The sequence below is a fragment of the Streptomyces sp. NPDC051578 genome (assembly GCF_044454045.1).
GTDB lineage: Bacteria > Actinomycetota > Actinomycetes > Streptomycetales > Streptomycetaceae > Streptomyces.
Map to the genome: position 1 here is coordinate 194,964 of NZ_JBITDH010000006.1, position 6,178 is coordinate 201,141.

5 protein-coding genes are annotated in these 6,178 nt (G+C 71.3%); 3 read left to right on the forward strand and 2 right to left on the reverse strand.

Annotated elements, in window-relative coordinates; genetic code table 11:
* Window positions 1-10 precede the first annotated feature (10 nt).
* Together eat and ACIA6C_RS24515 are read right to left on the reverse strand one after the other, a co-directional pair.
* Window positions 11-1,480 (reverse strand): ethanolamine permease, encoded by a 1,470-nt coding sequence (gene eat / locus ACIA6C_RS24510; protein ID WP_399278940.1) that lies wholly within the window; start codon window positions 1,478-1,480, stop codon window positions 11-13.
* Between the two features lie 159 nt (window positions 1,481-1,639).
* A complete protein-coding gene (locus ACIA6C_RS24515) occupies window positions 1,640-2,386 on the reverse strand; it encodes an FCD domain-containing protein (protein ID WP_366083199.1) in 747 nt (248 codons plus the stop codon).
* 77 nt (window positions 2,387-2,463) lie between these two features.
* Between ACIA6C_RS24515 and ACIA6C_RS24520 the strand changes: the two genes are divergently transcribed.
* The 3 genes from ACIA6C_RS24520 to ACIA6C_RS24530 are packed head-to-tail and all read left to right on the forward strand — an operon-like array spanning window position 2,464 to window position 6,038.
* On the forward strand, window positions 2,464-3,837 hold the full coding sequence (locus ACIA6C_RS24520) for a glutamine synthetase family protein (RefSeq protein WP_399278941.1): 1,374 nt from the start codon (window positions 2,464-2,466) through the stop codon (window positions 3,835-3,837).
* 39 nt (window positions 3,838-3,876) lie between these two features.
* Window positions 3,877-5,247, forward strand: coding sequence for an aldehyde dehydrogenase family protein (locus tag ACIA6C_RS24525; RefSeq protein ID WP_399279118.1), 1,371 nt, complete (start codon window positions 3,877-3,879; stop codon window positions 5,245-5,247).
* A 5-nt stretch (window positions 5,248-5,252) separates the two neighbouring features.
* On the forward strand, window positions 5,253-6,038 hold the full coding sequence (locus ACIA6C_RS24530) for a 3-oxoacyl-ACP reductase (RefSeq protein WP_366083197.1): 786 nt from the start codon (window positions 5,253-5,255) through the stop codon (window positions 6,036-6,038).
* The last annotated feature ends 140 nt before the right edge of the window (window positions 6,039-6,178 follow it).

Below are 6,178 nucleotides of genomic sequence, written 5' to 3' on the forward strand. Positions count from 1 at the left end.
CGTCAGGATTTCAGTCGCGGGTCAATTCCGCCTCGGCTTCGGCCAGCGCTGCGAACTCCTCCTCGGGCGCCGAGGCGACGAGCCGGTGGCGGCTGTAGAAGGCGAAGTAGGCGAGGGCGACGGCGTAGACGGCCAGCGCGATGAACGCCGCGTCCTTGTCCACCAGGAAGGTGGCGACCAACGCCGACAGGGCCAGCACGAACGCCACCGAGGAGGTGACGGCCCCGCCCGGTGTGCGGTACGGGCGCTCCAGGCCCGGCTCGCGGCGGCGCAGCACGATGTGCGACAGGGCCATCAGGGCGTACGAGATGGTCGCGCCGAACACCGCGATGTTCAGCATGCGCGGGCCGTTCCCGGTGGCGGCGGCCAGGGCGAAACCGATCGCACCGGGGATCAGCAGGCCCAGGTAGGGGGCCTTGCGCTTGGAGGTGAGGGACAGGAAACGCGGCAGGTAACCGGCCCGCGAGAGCGCGAAGAGCTGTCGGGAGCCCGCGTAGATGAGCGAGAAGAAGGAGGCCACGAGCCCTGCGAGACCGGCGTAGTTGACGAAGGTCTTGAGCCAGGACAGCCCCGGGTCGCCCTCCAGCGCGACGACCAGCGGGTTGCCGGCGTCCTTGATGGCGTCCGCGCCGCGTGCGCCGGTGGAGGCCAGGAACGTCATCAGCGCCAGCAGGACGAGGATGCCCATCGAGATCGACAGCGCGCGGGGCATCGAACGCACCGGGTCCTTGGCCTCCTCGGCCGCCAGCGGGACGCCTTCCACCCCGAGGAAGAACCACATCCCGAAGGGGAACGCGGCCCAGATGCCGAGGAACCCGAGCGGCAGCCACGAACTTGCGCCCGCGGCGGTGGTGTCGACGGCGATGTCGTCGAGGTGGGCCGGGTCGAACTCGGTGAAGGCGCCCAGCGCGAAGACGACGAGGGCGAGCACGGCGACGGCGGTGACGACGAGCGAGAAGCGCAGGGCCTCGCCGACGCCCCACAGGTGGATGCCGATGAACACGGCGAAGCAGGCGAGGTAGACGGGCCAGCCGGAGGTCAGGCCGAAGAGGTCGAGCGACTCGACGTAGTCGCCGATGAAGATGGAGATCGCGGCGGGGGCCAGGATGTACTCGATGAGGATGGCCGTGCCGGTGAGGAAGCCGCCCCAGGTGCCCAGCGCCCGGCGGGCGAAGCCGTAACCGCCTCCCGCGGTGGGCAGGATGGCCGACAGCTCCGCGAGCGAGAACACCAGGCAGGCGTACATCGCGCCCATCAGGGCCGTCGCGATGGCGAGGCCGCCGAACCCGCCCTGGGCGAGGCCGACGTTCCAGCCGGAGAAGTCGCCCGAGACGACGTAGGCGACGCCGAGGCCCGTGAGCAGCAGCCAGCCGGCGCTGCCCCGGCGCAGCGTGCGGCGCTCCAAGTAGGTGTCGGCGGCCTGCGGGGCCTTGGTGGTTGCGGGCGCGGCGGTCAGCCGGGCCTCGATGTCGTCGGCCATGTGCGCTCCTGCCTGGGGCAAGGTGGGTGCAACGGGTGAGGGGGTGCGGCATGCAAAGGTTGTGAGGCGTACCTTTGCGCCATGCGGGTGGAGCGCGCAAGACCCTGGCGTTAAACGGGGGTTACGAAAGGCTCTCGGCCGGGCCCCGCCCCCGAGGGTTCACGCCAGGAAGCCCCGCAGCAGCGCGGCCGTGCCGCAACAGTGCTCGCGCATCGTCTCGCGGGCCGAGTCCGCGTCCCGCTCCAGTACCGCCTCGACGAGCGCGGTGTGCTGCTGCTGCGAGTGTTCGAGGTTGCGCACCAGCAGCGGGATGCAGTCCAGCAGGTCGTTGACGGTCGCCCGGACGGCCGCGTACTGGGCCGTCAGGGTGGGGGAGCCGGCCAGTTCGCACAGGGTGAGGTGGAACAGGGTGTCCTGGCGGCGGTACTCCTGGAGCGGGGCGTCGTGGGTGGCGGCGAGGGCGCCGAGCAGCCGCTCCGTACCCTCCTCGGTGAGCCCGTGCGAGGCGCACAGGCCGGCCGCGCCCACTTCGAGGACCTCGCGGAACCGCAGCGCGTCCTCGATGTCCACCCCCGCGACCCGGCGCCGCAGCTCCTGCTCGGCGCCGCCGGCCGGCGTGTCGGGGCGGGCCCGTACGAACGTCCCGCCGTAGCGGCCGCGCCGGGCCTCCACCAGCCCCTGGTCCTGGAGCACCTTCAGCACCTCGCGCAGCGTGACCCGGCTGATGCCCATCCGCTCCGCCAACTCCCGCTCGGGTGGCAGTCGTTCCCCGCCCGGCACCAGCCCCAGCCGGACCACCTGGAGGATCTGCTCCAGCGCCTCCTCGAAACCGTTGCCCGCCCGCACCTGCCGCAGCACGGGATTCAGCCGCGCGATCGCGCCGCCCTCACTCGCCGTATCGGTCATCTGGGCTCCACCCCTTCCCAAGCAATGGTTCTGTTCAATACCTTAGGCCCACTCGGCTCACCGAAGGAGAGATTCCAGTGGTAGACCGCAAGCCCCCGCTCGCGCCCGAGGAGCTCCGCTCCCTGGTCGCCAGCGGCGAGATCGACACAGTCGTCCTGGCCTTCCCCGACATGCAAGGGCGGCTCCAGGGCAAGCGGTTCGCCGCACGGTTCTTCCTCGACGAGGTCCTCGACCACGGCACCGAGGGCTGCAACTACCTCCTCGCCGTCGACACCGAGATGAACACCGTCGACGGGTACGAGATGTCCTCCTGGGACCGCGGCTACGGCGACTTCGCCATGCACGCCGACCTCGCCACCCTGCGCCGCCTCCCGTGGAACCCCGGCAGCGCCTTCGTCCTCGCCGACCTCGCCTGGAACGACGGCAGCCCCGTCGTCGCCGCGCCCCGCCAGATCCTGCGCCGCCAGCTGGAGCGCCTCGCCGAACACGGCTACACCGCGATGGTCGGAACCGAGCTGGAGTTCATGGTGTTCAAGGACACCTACGAACAGGCCTGGAACTCCGGGTACCGCGGCCTGACCCCCGCCAACCAGTACAACATCGACTACTCCGTCCTCGGCACCGGCCGCATCGAGCCCCTGCTGCGCCGCATCCGCAACGAGATGCAGGCCGCCGGGCTGGTCGTCGAGTCCGCCAAGGGCGAGTGCAACCTCGGACAGCACGAGATCGTCTTCCGCTACGACGAGGCGCTCACCACCTGCGACCAGCACTCCGTCTACAAGACGGGCGCCAAGGAGATCGCCGCCCAAGAAGGCGTCTCGCTCACCTTCATGGCCAAGTACGACGAGCGCGAGGGCAACTCCTGCCACATCCACCTCTCGCTCACCGATGCCGACGGACGCAACGCGATGGCCGGGGACGGCGACGACCAGGAACACGGCATGTCACCCGTGATGCGCCACTTCCTGGCCGGCCAGCTCGCCGCGCTGCGCGACTTCTCCCTTCTCTACGCCCCGAACATCAACTCGTACAAGCGTTTCCGGCCCGGATCCTTCGCCCCCACCGCCGTCGCCTGGGGCGCCGACAACCGGACCTGCGCCCTGCGCGTCGTCGGCCACGGCCGCTCCATGCGCTTCGAGAACCGCCTCCCCGGCGGCGACGTGAACCCCTACCTCGCCGTCGCCGGACTGGTCGCGGCCGGGCTCTACGGCATCGAGAACCGCCTCGAACTGCCCGAGGCGTGCACGGGCAACGCCTACACCGCCGACTACGCGCACGTCCCCACCACCCTGCGCGAAGCCGCGGAACTCTGGGAGAACAGCGAGATCGCCAAGGCCGCCTTCGGGCCCGAGGTCGTCGCCCACTACCGCAACATGGCCCGCGTCGAACTCGACGCGTACGACTCGGCGGTCACCGACTGGGAACTGCGCCGCTCCTTCGAACGCCTGTAACTCCCCTACGGAAAACATGTGAGGAACCACGTGCCCGACGTGCTGGCCCCTTCCGCCCTGAGCGTGCTGAACCCGGCCACCGAGGAACTCGTCGCCACCGTCCCGGCCGCCACACGGGACGACGTCGACGCCGCCGTCGCCAGAGCCGCCACCGCACAGCGCGGCTGGGCGGCCGCGGCCCCCGCCGACCGGGCCCGGCTGCTGCGCCGCTTCGCCGCGGTGGTGGACGCGCACACCGAGGAACTCGCCCTGCTGGAGGTCCGCGAAGCCGGCCACACCATCGGCAACGCCCGCTGGGAAGCCGGCAACGTACGCGACCTCCTCGAATTCGCCGCCGGGGGAGTCGAGCGGCTCTCCGGCCGCCAGATCCCCGTCGCCGGCGGGATCGACGTCACCTTCCTCGAACCCCTCGGCGTCATCGGCGTGATCGCCCCCTGGAACTTCCCCATGCCGATCGCCGGCTGGGCCCTGGCACCCGCCCTCGCCGCGGGCAACGCCGTCATCCTCAAGCCCGCCGAGACCACCCCCCTCACCGCACTGCGCCTCGCCGAACTCGCCCTCGAAGCCGGGATCCCCGAGCACCTCTTCCAGGTGCTGCCCGGCCCGGGCACCGTCACCGGTGACGCGCTGGTGGAACACCCCGGGGTCGCGAAGATCGTCTTCACCGGTTCCACCGCGGTGGGCAAGCAGATCATGGCCAAGTGCGCCGACCGGGTGAAGCGGCTCACACTCGAACTGGGCGGCAAGAGCCCCAACATCGTCTTCGCGGACGCCGACATCGAGGCCGCGGCGGCCGCCGCCCCCATGGCCTTCCTCGACAACACCGGCCAGGACTGCTGCGCCCGCACCCGCATCCTCGTCCAGCGCTCCGCCTACGACCGGTTCCTGGAACTCGTCGCGCCCGCCATCGAAGCCGTCCGCGTCGGAGACCCCGCCGACGAGAAGACCCAGATGGGCCCGCTGATCTCACGGACCCAGCTCGAACGCGTCAGCGCGTACGTCACCGACGACCTCACCGCCATCCGCGGCACCGCCCCAGAGGGACCCGGCTTCTGGTACCCGCCGACCCTCGTCACGGACGTCGCCGCCACCGCGCCCGTCGCCGTCGAGGAAGTCTTCGGCCCGGTCGCCGTCGTACTGCCCTTCGAGGACGAGGAGGACGCCGTACGCCTGGCCAACGCCAGCGAGTACGGCCTCTCCGGCTCCCTGTGGACCCGCGACATCGGCCGCGCCCTGCGCGTCTCGCGCGCCGTCGCCGCCGGGAACCTGTCCGTCAACTCCCACAGCAGCGTCCGCTACTGGACCCCCTTCGGCGGCTACAAGCAGTCCGGCCTCGGCCGGGAGCTCGGACCCGACGCCCTCACCGCATTCACCGAGACCAAGAACGTCTTCATCAGCACGGAGGCCTGAACCGCATGTCCAACGAAGAGCTCATCTGCCGCCGCCTGGTCGGCCGTACCGCCGTCATCACCGGCGCCGGCAGCGGCATCGGCCTCGCCACCGCCCGCCGCCTGGCCTCCGAAGGCGCCAACGTCGTCTGCGGCGACATCGACGAGACCGCGGGCAAGGCCGCCGCCGAGGAAGTCGGCGGCACCTTCGTCAAGGTCGACGTCACCAGCCCCGAGGACGTCGAAGCCCTCTTCAAGACCGCCTTCGACACCTACGGCTCCGTCGACATCGCCTTCAACAACGCCGGCATCTCCCCGCCGGACGACGACTCCATCCTCACCACCGGCCTGGAGGCCTGGAAGCGCGTCCAGGACGTCAACCTCACCTCCGTCTACCTCTGCTGCAAGGCCGCCCTGCCCTACATGCAGCGCCAGGGGCGGGGCTCCATCATCAACACCGCCTCCTTCGTGGCGATCATGGGCGCCGCGACCTCCCAGATCTCCTACACCGCCTCCAAGGGCGGCGTTCTCGCCATGTCCCGCGAGCTCGGCGTGCAGTTCGCCCGCGAGGGCATCCGGGTGAACGCGCTGTGCCCGGGACCCGTCAACACCCCGCTGCTCCAGGAACTGTTCGCGAAGGACCCCGAGCGGGCCGCCCGGCGCCTGGTGCACATCCCGCTCGGCCGGTTCGCCGAACCCACCGAGATCGCCGCCGCCGTCGCCTTCCTCGCCAGCGACGACTCCTCCTTCATCAACGCCACCGACTTCCTCGTGGACGGCGGCATCTCGGGCGCGTACGTGACGCCCCTGTAGCAGCGCTCCCCACCACCCTGTGCATCCCGGCAGCCGGGGGGGGGGCGCCCCCCCCCCGCCCCCCCCCCCCCGCCCCCCCCCCCCCCCCCACCCCCGCGACCCCCCCCCCCCGCAGGGGCGCCCCCCCCCCCCCCCCCCCG